The sequence below is a fragment of the Flavobacterium sp. 38 genome (assembly GCF_057799715.1).
Window position 1 is genome coordinate 37,898 of the sequence record NZ_JBYNWZ010000009.1, and the last position, 18,344, is coordinate 56,241.

The following is an 18,344-nucleotide window of genomic DNA, read 5'->3' on the forward strand; positions in this document are numbered from 1 at the left end:
ATCGATAACAATTTTTATTACATAATGAAAAAAAATGTACTTTTGTCTAAAAATAATCCGAAAACTTTTTTTGAATGAGTGAAAAAGTAACTATTTACGATATTGCTGAAAAATTAAACATCACAGCTGCAACAGTTTCCAGAGCGTTAAACAATAATCCTAAAATAAAGGAAGCGACGCGTGAGTTGGTTATCAAGACAGCTGCTGCGATGAACTACAAGCAAAACAAATTGGCACTAGCTTTAAAGAGCGGTCGAAGCAATAATATCGGAGTTATTGTTCCGCGTATTGACAGCAACTTTTTTGCCTCGGTTATTCGAGGAATCGAAGAAGAACTTTATCCTCACGGTTATCAGGTTATCATCTGCCAAACACACGAAAGCATTAAAAGAGAAAATGAAAACCTTCATACGCTGGTAGATGCACAGGTAGACGGTATCATGATGTCGGTTACTGGTATTTCAGATGAAAATGATAGCGCTTTCAGAAATGTTTTAGAAAAAAATGTCCCTCTGATATTTTTCGATAGAAGCAAACATATTGATGGCGTAAGTTCTGTAACCATTAATGACTTTAAAGGAGGTTACTTAGCCACCAAACATTTAATTGATGAAGGCTGCCGACATATTGCACATTTTTCTGGAGATCAGTCTTTAGACATCTTTAAAAACAGGTTTTTAGGCTACAAACAAGCTTTATTAGACAACGGACTTCAATTTAACGAAGAATATGTTATTTACGTAAAAAGTAGTGTTGAAGCAGGTAAAGAAGCTGCGACTGCATTATTGGCTTTACAAACTCCGCCAGACGCGATATTCTCTTCTAGTGATTTCGCTGCTCTAGGCGCAATTCAAGAACTTCAAAACAGAAATATCAGTATTCCAAATGAGTTTTGCGTAGCTGGTTTTAGTAACGAGCCTTTTACTAAATTCATGGAATTATCGATCACTTCTGTAGATCAGTCGCCTTTAGAAATGGGAAAAATGTCTGCTCGCGTTTTCTTAGAACAGGTCGACAAAACCGATACAATCAAAATCGAAAAAAAGGTTGTCCTTGCCCCAGAATTACACATTCGTAAATCTTCTACTAGAACTAATTTCTAATTAGTTTTTTTAACCATATAAGTAATATTAAGTTTATTTTAATCTTTCCTGCAAGGTTTCCAAAACCTTGTAGGTATTTCTTTTTTTTAGCAAAAACAAGTTTTCATTATTCTATTTCGCATTTTCAACCGCTGAGCGCAGGAGACCTACAAGGTTTTGGAAACCTTGCAGGAATTAGTACGCTTATATGATCTCTTTCTTCGAAAACAACCCAATCTAAAAGCATCTATTAAATGAACTTATATCACTTATATGGTTAAAAAAAAAAGACGCACTACTGTGCGTCTTTCTATATAAACCTTTGTTACTCTGTCACTTTGTAACTTTGAATCTAAAAAATTACAAAGAAACTCCTCTTTTCCAAGGAATAAAATCGTTCTGATTTAATATTGCCGCTTTAGTTTTTACCGTACCACTAGCAATATCGATAATAGTTTCAAGCATTTCATCAGCCATTTCTTCGATAGATTTTTCACCTTTGATGATTCCACCAGTGTCAATATCTATAATGTCAGACATTTTTGCCGCCAACTCTGAGTTAGAAGATATTTTTACTACTGGTGCAATCGGATTTCCTGTCGGAGTTCCTAAACCTGTTGTAAACAATACCATATTCGCTCCCGAGCCTACCATTGCAGTTGTACACTCCACATCATTTCCTGGCGTACATAACAATGTTAAACCTGGCTCATTAATATACTCTCCGTAATCATATACACCAGCAATTGGAGATGTTCCTCCTTTTTTAGCCGCTCCTGCAGATTTCATAGCATCCGTAATCAAACCGTCTTTAATGTTACCCGGAGACGGATTCATATCAAATCCCGAACCAGCATCAACAACTGTTTTTTCGTACCACTTCATCAAATCTAAGAAACGTTTTCCGTCTTCGTCATCCACACAACGGTTTACCAATTCTTGCTCTACACCACATAATTCTGGGAATTCAGAAAGAATTGTCGTTCCTCCTAATGCTGCCAATTTATCAGACAAAACTCCTAAAGTTGGGTTAGCAGAAATTCCAGAGAATCCGTCAGATCCACCGCATTCTAAACCAATTCTAAGCTTAGATAATGGAGCTGGTTCTCTCTTAATTTCGTTTGCTTTTTTAATCGCTTCAAAAGTATCTTTTACCACACTGCTCAACATCGTTTCAATAGTTCCGATAGACTGCTGATCGTAGATTAAAACAGGTTTTTTACTGTCTGGATTGATTGCATCTAAAGCTTCTTTGAAAATTGAAATCTGAAGATTTTGACATCCTAAACTCAATACAGTTGCTCCAGCTACGTTTGGATTGTTTACATAACCAGCTAAAAGCTTAGCTAAACTATGAGAATCCTGACGAATTCCACCGCAGCCTCCTTGGTGCGTAATGAATTTTACTTCAATATTATTGAACAAGTTCGCATCGTTTGAAGCTTCTTGATTTCCTGCTCCACCCGTTTCTGATTTCACTAAAGAACGCAACAATAATTGATAATCGTTTTCTTTAGGTTTCATCAATTCTTTCTCAAAAATATCTTTTAAGATTTCGATGTTTCTGTTTTCACAAAAAACCAATGGAAAAAATAACCACACATTTTCTGTTCCAACCTGCCCGTCTTCTCTATGATAGCCCTGCCACGTTCTGTCTTTCCATTTATCCACATTTGGAGCTGTCCAACCAATAGTTTCAGTTTTACCTGTAACTTTATCACTCTCGTGTTTTACGTTTGCAGTAGAAAGCAATCCTCCTTTTTCGATTCTTGCACTTGCTTTTCCAACCAAAACACCATACATAATGATTCTGTCTCCTACATTAAAAGGAACCATTGCAATCTTATGTTTCATTTTCACATCAGACTCAACAGCAATTGATTGTCCTTCAAAATCAATCACTTCGCCAGCTGACAGATTTACCAAAGCCACCGCTACGTTATCTGTAGGATGTACTTTTATTAATTTTTTCTGCGTTGCCATAATTAACCTTTGTTCTTTGTTCTTTTTGTTTTTCTTTTATTTTCAAGCAATTGAGTATAATTCTCTTTTTCTCAATCTTACTCACAATCTTAAATTTAAATCGCCATAATCTGCTTTGATCTGTGTAAATCTGCGTGAAAAAATATTTCACGCAGATTATAAAAGATTTCAGCAGATCAAATTAGATTTTAATTCTTAGATCCTATTTATTTTATTCTTTCTTGAAACTTAGCAAAACCAGCTTCAATTCCGTTTGAATCAATTTCTTCTAAAGCTATTGTAATAGCTCTAGTTAATCCTGGAATTTCTGTTAAGTCCTCATCCCAGAAAGATTTGTTTTGTAATGTCAAACGAGCGATTTTCTCGTAATCATCAGACTTCCAAAGTCCGCTAAAGAAAGCTACAATATCTTCACCATCTTTAACCGGTAATTCTTGTCCGTTCCATGTTCCTTTATAGAAGCGAATTAAACTCGCTAATGAGAAAGTCAAATTAACAGGCAACTTTTTGTTAGCATTATAATATCCTAATAAACTAGGCAAAACTCTTACTTTGAATTTCGAAATAGAATTTAATGCAATATCAGCAAGTGCATGTTTGATAAATGGATTTTTAAATCGATCCATCACTTCCTCACAGTAGGCAGTAATTTCATTTTTATCCATATCAAGCGTTTCACTAATTTCACCAATAACGCTATTTACAAATTTTCCTGTAAAATCTCCGTTAACAGTTTCCATCACTAATTTGTTACCATACAAAAGTGAAAAAGGAACCATTGCTGTGTGAGAACCGTTTAAAATACGAACTTTAATCATTTTAAAAGGACGTATATCATCAACAATTTTTACATTCAAATCTGTTTTATCAAAAGGCAATTTTGCTTTTAAATCATCTCCACCTTCAATAGCCCAAAGGAAAAAAGGTTCAGCAGCAACAATTAAATTGTCTTGATAATCTAATTTACTATTGTACTCTTCAATTTCAGCTCTTGGATATCCAGGAACAATTCTGTCCACCAAAGTACTGTGATAGGTACAAGCATCTGATACCCAAGTTTTAAATGCATCTTCTAACTTCCATGTATCACAATATTGCAAAATATATTTTTTAAGCGTCTCAGAGTTATAATCAATTAATTCACAAGGAATGATTGTTACTCCTTTAGAAGCATCACCATTAAAATGTTTAAATCTTTCATATAATAAAACCGTCAGCTTTGCAGGAAATGACACAGGTGGCTGCATGTCCGGAGTATCACTTCCAATGAATTCAATTCCAGCTTCTGTAGTATTAGAAACAATAAACTGAAGTTCTTCTTCTTTAGCCAAAGCCAAATAATTTGAAAATTCAGTATAAGGGTTTACAGTTTTTACAATATTAGAAATTAACTCAATATTTTGTATTTTTTCACCTTTTTTGATTCCGTTCATAAACAAAGTATACAAACCGTCCTGATCATTAATCATATTGACCATACCGTCTTTCAAAGGCTGAACTATTGCAATACCGGCATTAAAATCAACTTCAGTATTTAGTTTGTGAAAAGCATAATCTACAAAAGCTCTTAAAAAGTTCCCTTCTCCAAACTGAACTACCTTAATTGGCTGTAACTTTTCTAATCCTGTATTTATTCTATTTAATTTTTTCATTTTAAATTTTCTTTAAAGTGTTTTAAATAACCACTATAAATCCCTATTGTTTATGTCCTTTTTTTAAAACTGTAAATGAAACATTACACTCGATTGGGTAAAATAAAGTCTGCTGTGAGGAATGGCAAACCAAATTTTTCAAGCGTAATGCTCAATTACAATCTCTAAAAATCTAAAAAAAACTTATAAAATAAGGAGTTCGGCATGATTACCCCTTAATCTATTTTCTAATATCTTTTATAATGTCAAGAACCTGTTTCACTTTTGCAGTCAGTCCTTCGAAATCTTTATTCTCTAATATGTCTTTTGAAATTAACTGAGAACCTAAACCAACGCAAGTAGCACCAGCATTTAGCCAAGAACTCAAACTTTCAACCGTTGGATAAACGCCACCTGTCGGCATAATATTTGTCCAAGGGCATGGTCCTTTTATCGCTTTGATAAATTCTGGCCCATAAATATCGGCAGGAAATAATTTCACAATCTCACAGCCTAATTCTTCTGCTCTTGCAATTTCTGTCAAAGTTCCGCAACCTGGTGACCAAAGTACTTTTCTGCGATTACAAGCTATCGCTATATCTTCTCTAAAAACCGGAGTTACAATAAAATTCGCCCCTAAACTCATATACAATGAAGCCGAAGCTGCATCTGTTACAGAACCTACGCCTAAAATCATTCCTGGAAGTTCTGTTAAAGCGTATTTGTTTAAAGCTCCAAAAACTTCATGAGCAAAATCACCACGGCTTGTAAATTCCATTAATCTAGAACCTCCGTCATAACAGGCTTTTAAAACTTTCTTACTTAATTCGATATCCGAATGAAAAAATAGCGGAACCATTCCGTTTTCTTTCATTTGAGATGCCACTTCTATTCTTGAATATTTTGCCATTTTTTATTTTAAAATTATCTTGATACTAATGCAGAACCATCACCATCAATCATATTTTCCACTTCTTTTAAGGTAACCAAGTTGTAATCTCCAGCAATGGTATGTTTTAAGCAACAAGCCGCAACTGCAAAATCCAACGCTCTTTGGTTATTATCATATTCCAATAAACCGTAGATTAATCCGCCCATAAAAGCATCACCGCTTCCTACGCGATCTACAACTGGAGTAACTTCTTTTACAGCAGCGCTATGAATTGCTTTTCCGTCGTATAAAATTCCACCGATTCTTTGGTGAGAAGCACTTACAGAATAACGAAGCGTTGTTGCAGCAATCTTCAAATTCGGAATTAATTGAAACAATTTATCATATACCGCAGGAAGCGTTTTTTCATCCTGATAATTCGGATTCACTTTTGGAATTCCAAGCATGAAATAAGCTGTATCAATATCTCCTAAAATTACATTGCTGTATTGCAACATTTCTGGCATTACTTCACTTGGCGTTTTGCCGTACTGCCACAATTTTGATCTGTAATTTAAGTCGCATGAAATTTTAATTCCTTTTTTATGAGCCACTTGAATTGCTTCTAAACAAGCTTCTGCAGCGCTTTGAGAAATCGCTGGGGTAATTCCACTCCAGTGAAACCACTCTGCTCCTTCCAAAACTTTTTCCCAGTCAACTTGGCCTTTTTGAATAGTTGACATCGCACTATGCGCACGATCGTAAACCACATTACTGCCACGTGTTCCTGCTCCAGTTTCCAAGAAATAAATTCCTAAACGTTCTCCGCCGTAAACAATGTTTTTCGACTCAACGTTCATTTTTCTCATTTCTTTTAATGCCGAAAAACCAATTTCGTTTTCTGGCAGTCTGGTAACAAATTCGGCATTTACACCATAATTTGCCAAAGAAACACAAACATTAAATTCACCGCCTCCATAAGTAGCACCAAATGCTGTAGACTGTGAAAAACGTAAATGTCTCTCTGTCGAAAGACGAAGCATGATTTCTCCAAATGCAACTACTCTACTCATATTATATTTTTATTTTACCATTAAAGGTATTTTTACCATTAAGAAATTAAGGAAATTAAGTTTTCTTTATTGAAAGAAAATCCAAAATAAGTTAGAGATTTTCCAATTCTGAACCTGAAAGGTTCATATGTTTATAGATCTAAAATATTCTCAAACATACGACTCCGTAGGAGTCGAACGTGGCTAAAATTATTCATTTGCTATAAACATGTGAAGCTTTCAGCTTCTAAAATCAGATTCCAAAAAAAAACTTAATTTCTTAATGTCTTAATGGTTCAAAAAACTTTTCTTAAAATTTGAAATACTCTTTTGCGTTATTGTATGAGATGTCTGAAACTAATTTTCCGATCCATTCCATATCGTTTGGCAATTCGCCTCTTTTGATTTCGTCTCCCAAAAGATTACACAAAATACGTCTGAAATATTCGTGTCTTGGGAATGATAAGAAACTTCTAGAATCTGTCAGCATTCCAACAAAACAGCTGATTAAACCCATATTAGACAAAGCATTCAATTGTTTTGTCATTCCATCTTTCTGATCTAAGAACCACCATCCTGAACCAAATTGTACTTTTCCGCGAACGCTTCCGTCGTTGAAGTTTCCAATCATTGTTGCCATAACTTCGTTATCAGCAGGATTTAGGTTGTAAATGATCGTTTTAGTCAATTTATCTTTACTGTCTAAAGCATTTAAGAAAGCAGATAATTTTTGAGCTTGAGGATAATCTCCAATAGAATCCCATCCTGTATCTGGGCCCAAGATTCTGTGCATACGAGCATTATTGTTACGCAATGCACCTAAGTGAAACTGCTGTACCCATCCAAACTCATGGTATGTCTCAGACAAGAAAACTAAAATTGCACTATGGAATTTTAAAACTTCTTCTGGAGACAATTCGCCGTTTTCTCTTTTCTTTTTGAAAATAGCATTTACTTCACTTTCTGTAAAGTTTTCAAAATCAATTTGATTTAAACCGTGGTCACTTAATTTACATCCGTTTGCATTAAAAAATTCGATTCTTTTTCTTAAAGCAGACTGTAAATCAGCAAACGTGTTAATTGCAACTCCGGACACATCCCCTAATGTGTCCAGATATGCATTATATCCATCATTAGCAATTAAGATGGCTTTATCAGGTCTGAAAGCCGTACTCATTTTGATTCCAGTCGAATTGTTTGCGAATTTCTGGTGAAATTCTAATGTATCGATTGGATCTTCTGTCGTACAAACTAATTCAGCGTTTACTTTTTTAAGCAAGTTTTGCGTGCTGTAAGCTGGAGAATTTATTTTTTCAGAAGTTTCTAAATAAATTTTCTCAGCCGACTTTTCATTCAATAAATCATAAATATCAAAATAACGAGCCAATTCTAAATGCGTCCAGTGGTATAACGGATTACGCATTGTGTACGGAACTGTTTTTCCCCAGTTTAAGAATTTATCTTTATCTGAACCGTTTCCAGTTACAAACTGCTCGTTGATTCCCAATGTACGCATTGCACGCCATTTGTAGTGGTCACCGTTAATCCAAACCTGAGTGATGTTGTCAAAGATTTTATCTTCTGCAATAAACTGCGGATTTAAGTGATTATGGTAATCTATGATTGGCTGATTTTTAGAGTAATTGTGATACAACTCTTCAGCATATTTATTTTCTAATAAAAAATTATCGTTGATGAATGTGCTCATGTCTTTTTAAATATAATTTGAAAATTATTCTTCGTTTGAAGGTTTTCCGATTGTAGCAAGGATTCCTCCGTCAACATACAAAATGTGACCGTTTACAAAATCACTTGCTTTTGATGATAAAAATATCGCTGCTCCAGCTAAATCACTTGGATCTCCCCATTTAGCCGCTGGCGTTCTGCTAATAATAAAATCATTAAACGGATGTCCGTCTACGCGGATTGGCTTTGTCTGCTCAGTAGCAAAATAGCCAGGACCGATTCCGTTGATTTGCACATTGTATTTTGCCCATTCTGTTGCCATATTTTTAGTCAGCATTTTTAAGCCTCCTTTTGCAGCAGCATAAGCAGAAACTGTATTTCTACCCAACTCACTCATCATAGAACAGATATTGATGATTTTTCCTTGTCTTCTCTCAATCATTCCTTTTGCAACATGCTTAGAAACAATAAACGGACTTACCAAATCAATATCCACAACTTCTCTGAAATCTGAAACTTCCATATCAAGCAATGGAATTCTTTTGATAATTCCAGCGTTGTTAATTAAGATATCGATTGGTCCTACTTCGCTTTCAATTTTCTGAACAGCAGTTTTAACTTCCTGCTCTTCCGTCACATTAAATTTGTAACCAACTGCATTAATCCCTTCACTTTTTAATTCAGCTACAGCGTTATCAATTTTTTCTTGAGAAGAATTTCCGTTTACTACAATTGTAGCACCCGCTTGTCCTAATCCTTTTGCCATTGCCATTCCAAGTCCGTGAGTAGAACCTGTGATAAGGGCAACTTTTCCTTTTATGTCAAATAAGTTTGTCATTTTCTTATCTTAAATCTGTGATTTTACAAACATCCATATCTCCGTAATCTAAGTTTTCACCCGCCATACCCCAGATAAAAGTATAATTACTAGTTCCTGAACCAGAGTGAATTGACCAAGGCGGAGAAATTACTGCCTGATGATTGTTCATCCAGATGTGTCTTGTTTCTTGCGGTTGTCCCATAAAGTGGCAAACTGCTTGATCTTGTGGAATATCTAAGTAGAAATACACTTCCATTCTACGGTCGTGTACGTGTGCCGGCATGGTATTCCAAACACTTCCTGGCTTTAATTCTGTCATTCCCATTTGCAATTGGCAAGTTGTAACCACACTTCCAATAATCATTTGGTTTACGGTACGGTGGTTTGCCGTTTCCATTGTTCCCAACTGTAATTTATTAGCTTCAGCTAAACTTACTTTTTTAGTTGGATAAGTCTTATGCGCTGGAGCAGAATTCAAATAGAATTTAGCAGGATTGTTTTTGTCATCACTTTTAAAAACAACTTCTTTATTTCCAGCTCCGATATACAAAGCATCTTTAAAACCTAACTCATACGTTGTTCCTTCAACCACAACAGAACCGCTTCCTCCAACATTGATAATTCCTAATTCTCTTCTTTCTAAGAAATACGGAGCTTTTAACGGATCTATAGTTTCTAAAGCCAAATCGCCTTTAACAGGAACTGCAGAACCTGCAATGTATCTGTCGTAATGCGAATAAACCAATACTACTTCATCTTCCTGCATTAAGTCATCAATCAGGAATTCTTCTCTCAATTGCTGTGTATCATATTTTTTAACAGCTTCAGGGCTTGACGCGTATCTTGAACTATATTTTGTCATAATTTTAAATTAATGTAATCGATTGCACAAAATTATATTTTTATATTTAAATAGCATAATTGAAATGAAAAAAAATGTTTCAATTATCAAAAAATCTATTAAAGATCGGTAATTGGACGGTATTTTGGAACTAAAGTTTTCATTACTATCCATCCAGTTAAATAACATACTGCACAAATAGAGAAAATAATCATGTAACCTGAATTGATTCCATTTGCAACAGTATCTCCTGCAGCGGTAAGCGACTTTAAAAAATCTTCTAAATTTGCTACTCCTTTTTCAGCAAGAAAAGCCTTTTCAGTTACTGCATCTTGAAACTGAGGATATTTTTCTAGTAATGGCTGACCGTTTACCGTACTCCAATTTCTTTGTGTAAAGTCAAACAATACACCTGAACCTTTGTTGATTAATGTTGAACCAACACCTCCAGCTAATCCACCGATACCTGTAATCGTAGCAATTGCTTTCTTAGGAAACATATCTCCTACTGTAGTAAAAATATTTGCTGACCAAGACTGGTGTGCTGCACCTGCAATACCAATAATGATTACTGGAACCCAATAGCTGATATAACCCAATGGCTGAGCAGCTAAAGCTAACAGAGGAAAAAAGGCAAAAATCAACATCGCTCTCATTCTTCCTTCATACGGATTCATTCCTTTTTTCTCCACAAAATACGTTGGAAGCCATCCGCCAATAATAGACAGTAAAGTGATCATGTATAAGATAAACAATGGGAAAGCTGCTTGCGTAGAATCCATTCCGTAAACTGAGCTTAAATATGCTGGTGTCCAGAATAAAAAGAACCACCAAACACCATCTGTCATAAATTTACCAAATGCAAAAGCCCATGTTTGTTTGTATTTAAAACAATCCTTTAAAGAAACTTTAGAAGTAGTTTCTGGCTTGTAACCTTCAATTTTACTATCTGCAATATCATCTTGCTGAATATAAGCCAATTCCTCTGGCGTTACTCTTGCGTGCTTTTCTGGTTTATCGTACATAAACATCCAGAATCCCATCCATACAAAACCTAAAGCTCCAATGATAATAAAAGACATTTCCCATCCGAAAGATTCTGCAATAAATGGAATCGTGATTGGCGCTGCTAAAGCTCCAACTGTTGCTCCTGCATTAAAAATACTAGTGGCAAATGCTCTGTCTTTTTTAGGGAAATATTCTGCTGTAGTTTTAATAGCTGCCGGAAAGTTTCCTGCTTCTCCAACTGCCAAAACGAAACGAGCAAAAATAAATAAAGCCACACTCACATTGATCACCAACGCTGTATCGCTTATTGTACCGATTATTTCTTTTGAACCATGAAAACCTACAAACCATTCACCTGTAATAATTCCTGAAGTGGCGATTCCGCAAAATGCGTGAAGACAAGCTCCTACAGACCAAATTCCGATTGCCCAAAGAAATCCTTTTTTAGTGTCCAACCAATCAACAAATCGGCCCGCAAACAAAAGAGAAACTGCATAAAAAATAGAAAATAAAGCGGTAATGTTTCCGTAATCGTTATTCGTCCAGTGAAATTCAGGCGCAATAAAATCTTTCCAGGTTAAAGAAAGAACTTGTCTATCTAGATAATTGATTGTGGTTGCAAAGAATAGCAAGGCACAAATGCTCCAACGGTATTTTCCTGTAGATTTGATGCTTTGATTTACTGCAACAGTTTCGGTTTGATTCATAGTAAGTGGGTATTATAGTTTTTATAATTTTGGTAATCTTAAAAGACTATATTTACTGCTTTCTAAAAATATTAAAATCAATAAATTAGCACCTTTAAAGAAAATTAATGTAATCGATTGCACAAATATAGTTTTTAATCTGTACAATCCAAATAATATTGTATGAAAAATTATTTTAAGTCACAAAATAAACATAATGCATAAAAAAAAGAATACAAAATTACACATTAAACAATATATTTGTTAAAAGCCGATAGGTGAATTTCATCCTTTTTAAGGGGTAAAATTGTCCTGAAATTTATATCTTGAAAGTCTGTTTCTGCTTCTTATGACTTTTAGATCCAGTTACTGAATTTCTTTCGATAAAACCAAATAAGCATTTGTAAAACAATTAATTAAAAATCAAATTGAAAACCACAAAAACATCATTTTTAAGAAGAGCTGCCTTCAGTTTTCTTCTTTTTTCAGGAATATTTACTGTTAGTGCACAAAATCAGGTTATTCCGCTTTGGAGTAAAATTCCCGACGAAATAAAAGCTTCTGACTACAAAGAAAAAGAAGTCGTGAAAGATGGAAAAATGCAGAGTACAAGTCAGGTTTCTGTTCCTACTTTAAGCATTTTTATTCCGAAAGAGGCCAAACCGAACCAGACTGCTGTTGTAATTTGCCCAGGCGGCGGCTATACTCATTTGGCCTTTGAAAAAGAAGGGACAAAAGTCGCAGAATGGTTTAATAGTTTAGGAATTGCCGCTTTTGTATTAAAATATCGAATGCCGACAGATTTAACAATGAAAAACAAAAACGTTGGTCCGTTGCAAGATGCTCAAGAAGCGATTCGTTACGTAAGGCAAAATGCATCAAAATGGAATATAGACCCAAATAAAATTGGAATTTTAGGCTTTTCTGCCGGAGGTCATCTGGCTTCTACTGCCTCAACCCATTATGATGATAAAGTTTATGAATCGGCTTTTAAAGTAAGCGCACGTCCCGATTTTTCGCTTTTGATTTATCCTGTAATTTCAATGGAAAACGAAATTACTCATAAAGGTTCGCAAACCAATTTGCTTGGAAACAATCCTTCAAAAGAATTAATAGATTCTTTTTCTAACGAAAAGAAAGTAACTTCTAAAACACCACCAACTTTCTTAATTCATGCCACAGACGATACTGTCGTGATACCAGAAAACAGCATCAATTATTATTTAGCTTTAAAGAAAAATGGCGTTTCAGCAGAACTTCATATCTATGAAAAAGGAGGCCACGGATTTGGTTTAGGCGTTGCAGACACTAGCAAATTTTGGACAAGAGATTGCGAAGAATGGTTAAAAGCAAACGGTTATAATTAAAAAAAAGAAGGGCAAAACTTTTACAAGTTTTGCCCTTTATCAAAAAAAAAAAAAAAAACAAAAAAGGAATTAAAAAAACCATTTTAATATTTTTAAGCAGTAACCTCTTGTTCTGCTGTATTTTTCAATTTAGGAACAGGAATTGCTTTACTTGCTACTTTTGGTTTTGCAGCAGGTTTCTTTTTACCAAATTTCTGTTTACCCCACCAGATAATAAATCCTGTAATTGGTAAACTGGCAGAAATTAAACTGGCCAAGAATGCAATAATTTTACCTGTAAGTCCCAAAACACTTCCTACGTGAATATCATAATTCATGCGTCGGATTTTGTCTGGAATGTTGGCTTCGACATACTTTCCTGAGAAAGGCGTTTTAATCGAGATTTCTTTCAAACTCTGCTGATCATAACTATATCTGTCCATATTATAAAAAGTGTGTTTTTGCTTGTAAACAAAAGCACCAATAGGATCTGCAGGTTTCGCTGGAATACTAATTAAAATTCCCGCTGCCTGAGGATTTTCTTTTCTTAGATTCAATAAAACTTTATCGGCTGTTGTAATATTGAATTCTTTTACATTGGTTGTATCCGATTTTGGAGATTCGCGGTTTTCAGTAAGCGGTTTACCTCCAGATGTTACCCAATACAATGATTTGCTCCACCATCCAAAACTCCACACTAAGCCTGTTACGGCTATAAAAAACAGGAATATACAGCTGTAAAAACCAAACACATTATGCATATCATAATTGACACGTTTAAAGCTGGCATCCCATTTAATTTTAAAACTTTTATCTATAATAGATTTTATCCATTTTGTAGGCCACCACAAAACGATACCTGAAATTAATAATACAACGAAAATTAAAACTGCAACTCCAACAATTGGTCTTCCAATATCGTACGGAAGCCATAATGCGCGGTGTCCGTTTAATATCCATCTGAAAAAATCTGGAGAATCTCCTCTCGAAAAAGTTTTTACATTTAATACTTCTCCCGTATACGGATTCATATAAACGCTTATAAAAGTTCCAGATCTTCTTCCGCCTTTGCGTTTTTCACCTTTTCCTTTTTCTTTACCTTTTTCACCAGGTTTCAGTTCCGATTTTGCTTTTCCTGCTTGATTTTGAGCAAAATCTTTTTTACGTTCTCCCCTTTTGTGTTCACCTCTTTTATTTCCTCCTTTTTCACCTCTTCTCCCTTCGCCTTCTTCTTTTTTCTCCACAAAATAACCTACAATTGCTGCTTCGTCTTTTGCACCAAAAGTTACACTTGTAGCTTTCTTGTCTTTCATTTTTTTATCTGCAATCGAAACCAATTGAGAGGGCAGTAAAAATGCTTCTTTCTGAGGTTTTACAAAACGCCAGTCTTCGATAAAATCTTTTATTTCATTTTCGAAAACATAAATACAGCCTGTAAGACTGACAATAACTACAATAATTCCAGATGCCAAACCAAGCCACAAATGCAGCCAAGCCATGATACGCTTAAAAAGCGACTTTTTACTTTTTTTCTTATTATTTGGTTTTGAAGAAGAAAACATATTCGGATAGATAAATAGGATAAATAGAAAAACCGCAAGTCCTCATAAAAAATAAGGACTTACGGCAAAAAATTATTAGTATTTTAATTTCTGGATTGCAGTAATTTGCCCACCTTCAACTTTCATACCTTGTGTCGCTACACCAGTTGTTCCATTGATAGCGTAAATCCAGTTTCCATCAGGAGTATTTACACCAAGAACAGCTGAATTTCCATCTTCTGTTGTAATATTATAACGAGTAGTAGCATTTGATAATACAGCAGGCATACCAGTAACCCATTTAAAAGTTTGGTTATACACATCAGCAACAGCTAATTTTACAGCTCCTGAATTAGTTCCTGGTGTTCCGTACATTAATAATAAGAACTTACCATTTGAGATATAACTTGTTGAAGAAATTTTGTATCCTCCAGATTTTTCTTGAACGTTAAAGAAGTAAGATTTGTCAAATTCTGTAGTACCTTTATTAATTCTAACAATAGCTGAAGGTTTTGTAGAGCTTACAACATTATTAGCTGTTGCAATAGCTCCAGAAAATCCATAAGCATCTCCTTTTTCATCTTGAAACAATCCATTAGTAAAATAAGCTCCTAAATAACTTGTACGGTTATCTTTGATTACTTTTTCTAATTTTAGATCTGGATAACTATATACAGCTACCCAAGTACTATCAGGATGTCTTGTTCCAAAAGTATCTGGAGCAATACCATTAATTTTCATATAAGGCATAAATACTTTATCTCCTACTTGAGTTGCCCAAGTAAAGTGAGCTCTTTCAGCTAAATCTGCATTTTTATTTCCAATTAAAAGTCTAGTATCTTGTGATACTGTTCCTGTAAGTACAGATTGTTCAGCATCAACTTTATACATATAAGAAATTGAAGCGCCACTTCTTGGTACTTTCACCATTAAAATATCTTTGTTAACTGGTGCAAAAACTTGTACTGTCTCTGCTTGGAAATTTGAAGTTTTAGTTAAATTTCCATCCGCAGTTAATCCATAAGTAGTAACAGCTCCTGGATTTCCTTGACCGTAAAGGAAACTAAAAAATTTGTTTTGCGTTGATAAGTAATAACGATAAGTACCATCTTGTTCTAGTCCGTTTCCTGCTGTGGTAATTAATCCCTTTGAAACGTCGTCTGCAGTTAATAAATAATCTGCTACTCCAGTTGCTCCTGTAGAAACGGTAACTATATATTTTGATTTTCCTGTTTCTCCACTAGCTCCCTCATTTTTATCATCATTACTTTCGCATGAAATAAAAGTGAAAGCAAATGCAGCCAATAATAAAGGTAATTTGCTAATTGTTTTCATAAGTATTAAAAATTTATATTAAAATTATTTGTTCGATTTGTTAAAGAAGTATCTAAATTTTAGATAAAAAGCACGACTAGGTTTTTGAAGTGAAAAATTATCTACAAGTTCATTATCCAATAAGTTCTGGCATTCTAAGGCAACGTTGTATTTTCCATTGGCCATCGTGTAAACCAAGTTTAAATCATGCTTAAGCTGTGTAGGAATATCGTGTTTACCACTTGAACCTCCCCTACTTGGCCAATACAGGTAATAAGCATGCACATAAAGAAGATTATAACCTACAGATAAATTATTTCCTTTCTTAAATACATCGTTAAAAAAGACCGTTGCATCTAGATTACCAAATAAATAAGGGATATTAGGCACTCTGTCTTTATAGTAATAGGAAACATAATTTTGCTCTGGCTCATATTTGGTCATATTGCGTATATCCTGATACGTCATATTAATACCAGAAGTAAATCGGTTTTTATAAGAGTATCGAATCTCTCCATCAATACCTTTTGTTCTTACACTTCCTTGATTAACTGTTACCGTTTTGTTCTGATTGTTATTAAATTCAGTACGAATAAAATCAGTAGCATTACGATATATACCATTTACATCAAATGTTAAGGCATTAATTTCATTAAAACTAGTTTGATAACTAAGACCTACATTGACATTGTTACTCGATTCTGGTTTTAAATTATTATTACCCTGCAAATTATCATTAGGATTACCAAAAATTTCATTTGGTGTAGGTAATCGATAGGTTTTTTCATAAGAAGCTTTTACTTGCAAATTTTGCCTTAAATAATAGTTGCTTGCTCCTCCATAACCTAAAGAAGATGATTTATCATTTAACTCCTGATAGGCAACATCTCCCCAGTTTCCAGAAGGATTGTAACTTCTTGTGAGCGTAGTTTTTAAATCATAATTCTTTAAAAATAATGAGGTGCTCCATTTTTGGTTGTAGTCAAATTTATAGCCAAATGCCAAAATATTCTTTTGTAGCTTTTCAGGCTGTTGATACGTTACAGACTCAGGATAAAGTTCATCGCTTCCTTTACGGTCAAATGTGTTAAATGTATTGTTTAGCAACAATGAGTGACGTTCTCCTATAGCATAATTAGCATTAAAAGTAGCTACTCCATTGTTGTTTTTAAATTTATACAAGGATCTGCCAGCTTCTCCGCCTGGGCCTTCATTTTGTGTATATTGCCCAAACCAATTGTATCGTCTATTTACTGTATCTACAGTTTGTTCATAACCAAAATTAAAATTTCCCGTTACATCCACATTCAACCCTTTTGTAAATAGATCTTTTACCTGGTATTTCAGAGTAGGCATCAAAGTATTCCCGCGTCTATATCTTTCGCCAAATACTGCTACCATTCTGGCTCCAGTTTGAATATCGGCCTTATTTTGTCCAGCTGTAAAACCAACCATCAATTTATCCGCATATTTTTTACCTGTAATTCCAATTTTAAAGATTACAGTTTCGTTATGGTAATTATCATGAAATCTTCTTACTCGAGTTTCTGGATAATACTTACCAGTTTCTAAATCGTTAGTTTCAACATTTACCCAGTAATTATTATCCGAATAATTTTGAAATGCATTAATCTCAGTGGTAAAACCACTTTTTGAAGTATAACCTGCGTTTATAGCTGTTTTAAACGTGTTGAATGATCCAAAAGAATAAGAAGCATCCACATAAGTTCGAGGTTTGCTATTCGTTACAATATTAACAGCTCCACCCAAAGCATCTCCACCCAACCAGATTGGTACAACACCTTTGTAAACCTCTACACGATCAGCCAGGTTAATTGGAATATTATTGATTTGAAAAGACGAGCCAAAATTATCCATCGGTACGCCGTCAATAAAAATCTTAATTTGGTTTCCAGAAAATCCATTAATCGATAATTCTGATCGAGATCCTACACCTCCAGCTTCACGAAAACGTACGCCTGACACTCGATCTAATGCATGTGCCAGATCCAAAGTAGAGTTGTGCAGTTTTTTTGCATCAAGAGCAGTTACATTATAAGCTTGTTTATTTACCTTATCAACTGCCGAACGCCCTATTACAGATACGTTTTCTAATTCTTGCAATTCACTTTCCATTTTAATCGAAAGATCTAAATTGCCCGAAACTTGAATTTGTTTTTTTTGAACTGAAAATCCCATTGCAGAGATTTTTATAGTGTGTTTTCCTGATGGAACATTTTTTAAAACATAGTTCCCTTTTTCATCTGACATTACACTTAAACCTGTTTTTTCGATGATAACGGTTGCAAACGGAACGGTTTCTCCAGAATTTTCAACAACTTTTCCAGACACTGTAAAACCTTGATTTTGCTGGGAAAATGATAAGAGCGTAGATAGAAAAAATAAACTGGCAAATAAAAATTTTTGAGCTGACATATCTTTAATTAGACTAATTATAAATAACTTTGCTGCAAAAGTACCAT

General features: G+C 34.5%; 13 protein-coding genes. 2 read left to right on the forward strand and 11 right to left on the reverse strand.

Going from position 1 to position 18,344, the window contains the following annotated elements; translation table 11 throughout:
• Nucleotides 1–74: 74 nt before the first annotated feature.
• A complete protein-coding gene (locus AC3E9W_RS18715; protein ID WP_488769561.1) occupies nucleotides 75–1,103 on the forward strand; it encodes a LacI family DNA-binding transcriptional regulator in 1,029 nt (342 codons plus the stop codon).
• Between the two features lie 339 nt (nucleotides 1,104–1,442).
• Here AC3E9W_RS18715 and AC3E9W_RS18720 read toward each other — a convergent pair whose 3' ends face one another.
• The 8 genes from AC3E9W_RS18720 to AC3E9W_RS18755 all read right to left on the reverse strand — a co-directional run bounded on the left by AC3E9W_RS18720 (nucleotide 1,443) and on the right by AC3E9W_RS18755 (nucleotide 11,681).
• Nucleotides 1,443–3,065 carry a UxaA family hydrolase gene (locus tag AC3E9W_RS18720; protein ID WP_306159389.1) on the reverse strand — a complete coding sequence of 541 codons (1,623 nt, stop codon included), beginning with the start codon at nucleotides 3,063–3,065 and terminating at the stop codon, nucleotides 1,443–1,445.
• A 206-nt stretch (nucleotides 3,066–3,271) separates the two neighbouring features.
• Complete coding sequence (locus AC3E9W_RS18725) at nucleotides 3,272–4,717, reverse strand: tagaturonate reductase (protein WP_488769562.1); 1,446 nt, start codon at nucleotides 4,715–4,717, stop codon at nucleotides 3,272–3,274.
• A 220-nt stretch (nucleotides 4,718–4,937) separates the two neighbouring features.
• Nucleotides 4,938–5,606 carry a bifunctional 4-hydroxy-2-oxoglutarate aldolase/2-dehydro-3-deoxy-phosphogluconate aldolase gene (locus AC3E9W_RS18730; RefSeq protein ID WP_488769563.1) on the reverse strand — a complete coding sequence of 223 codons (669 nt, stop codon included), beginning with the start codon at nucleotides 5,604–5,606 and terminating at the stop codon, nucleotides 4,938–4,940.
• 14 nt (nucleotides 5,607–5,620) lie between these two features.
• A complete protein-coding gene (locus AC3E9W_RS18735; protein WP_488769564.1) occupies nucleotides 5,621–6,640 on the reverse strand; it encodes a PfkB family carbohydrate kinase in 1,020 nt (339 codons plus the stop codon).
• 289 nt (nucleotides 6,641–6,929) lie between these two features.
• Complete coding sequence (uxaC, locus tag AC3E9W_RS18740; protein ID WP_488769565.1) at nucleotides 6,930–8,327, reverse strand: glucuronate isomerase; 1,398 nt, start codon at nucleotides 8,325–8,327, stop codon at nucleotides 6,930–6,932.
• 24 nt (nucleotides 8,328–8,351) lie between these two features.
• Complete coding sequence (locus AC3E9W_RS18745) at nucleotides 8,352–9,143, reverse strand: gluconate 5-dehydrogenase (protein WP_073417848.1); 792 nt, start codon at nucleotides 9,141–9,143, stop codon at nucleotides 8,352–8,354.
• Between the two features lie 4 nt (nucleotides 9,144–9,147).
• Complete coding sequence (gene kduI / locus AC3E9W_RS18750) at nucleotides 9,148–9,987, reverse strand: 5-dehydro-4-deoxy-D-glucuronate isomerase (RefSeq protein ID WP_488769566.1); 840 nt, start codon at nucleotides 9,985–9,987, stop codon at nucleotides 9,148–9,150.
• 98 nt (nucleotides 9,988–10,085) lie between these two features.
• Nucleotides 10,086–11,681 carry an MFS transporter gene (locus tag AC3E9W_RS18755; RefSeq protein WP_456895290.1) on the reverse strand — a complete coding sequence of 532 codons (1,596 nt, stop codon included), beginning with the start codon at nucleotides 11,679–11,681 and terminating at the stop codon, nucleotides 10,086–10,088.
• 407 nt (nucleotides 11,682–12,088) lie between these two features.
• Here AC3E9W_RS18755 and AC3E9W_RS18760 point away from each other — a divergent pair, with 407 nt between their 5' ends.
• Nucleotides 12,089–13,027 carry an alpha/beta hydrolase gene (locus AC3E9W_RS18760; RefSeq protein WP_488769567.1) on the forward strand — a complete coding sequence of 313 codons (939 nt, stop codon included), beginning with the start codon at nucleotides 12,089–12,091 and terminating at the stop codon, nucleotides 13,025–13,027.
• Nucleotides 13,028–13,119: 92 nt separating this feature from the next.
• On the opposite strand, the gene AC3E9W_RS18765 is transcribed toward AC3E9W_RS18760, so the two are convergent.
• The 3 genes from AC3E9W_RS18765 to AC3E9W_RS18775 all read right to left on the reverse strand — a co-directional run bounded on the left by AC3E9W_RS18765 (nucleotide 13,120) and on the right by AC3E9W_RS18775 (nucleotide 18,213).
• Nucleotides 13,120–14,568 (reverse strand): PepSY-associated TM helix domain-containing protein, encoded by a 1,449-nt coding sequence (locus AC3E9W_RS18765; RefSeq protein WP_488769568.1) that lies wholly within the window; start codon nucleotides 14,566–14,568, stop codon nucleotides 13,120–13,122.
• 75 nt (nucleotides 14,569–14,643) lie between these two features.
• Entirely contained in the window at nucleotides 14,644–15,882 is a 1,239-nt protein-coding gene (locus tag AC3E9W_RS18770) for a DUF4374 domain-containing protein (protein WP_306159407.1), read from the reverse strand.
• Nucleotides 15,883–15,906: 24 nt separating this feature from the next.
• On the reverse strand, nucleotides 15,907–18,213 hold the full coding sequence (locus AC3E9W_RS18775) for a TonB-dependent receptor (RefSeq protein WP_488769569.1): 2,307 nt from the start codon (nucleotides 18,211–18,213) through the stop codon (nucleotides 15,907–15,909).
• Between the last annotated feature and the right edge of the window lie 131 nt (nucleotides 18,214–18,344).